The organism is Telluria sp. AZSoR62 (assembly GCF_058111565.1).
Genome location: NZ_JBYTST010000116.1, coordinates 1 through 400 on the forward strand (window position 1 = coordinate 1; position 400 = coordinate 400).

Sequence of the window (400 nt, forward strand, 5' to 3'; positions counted from 1 at the left end):
GCTCGCGAACTTCACGATTACGGCGCGTACCGAGGCGAATTCGCCGTGGGGCGTGGGTCCGTACGACGTGGTGCTGAATGCGCCGGTAGCTCCCGCGACTGAGCCTGCGGCAGGTCCGCTGCTGACCCCGATCGCGGCGGATCAGCACATTCACATGGAGCCGACGTCGATCATCTACCCGGCGCCGACGGCTGGTGCCGTCGCATTGACAGTGTGAGCCAAAGGTTCTCCGGTTCGACCGGCGCACACGGTCGAACCGGAGTTCCAGTAAGTGTGGACTGGTCGATTACGGTCTGTTGTATGTGGGCAACAATCCTGTCAATAGTCGCCGTTGCTGCGACGGTCGCGAACTTCCTCTTCACACAGTGGCGTACTGATCGGAGAGAAGTCGACAAATGGC

Annotated in this window: 1 protein-coding gene; it reads left to right on the forward strand. The window is 61.2% G+C overall.

What is annotated here, in order from left to right:
* On the forward strand, positions 1-217 hold a 217-nt coding region (locus AC3XQU_RS23130; protein WP_489876498.1), incomplete at its 5' end, for a hypothetical protein.
* Positions 218-400: the final 183 nt, after the last annotated feature.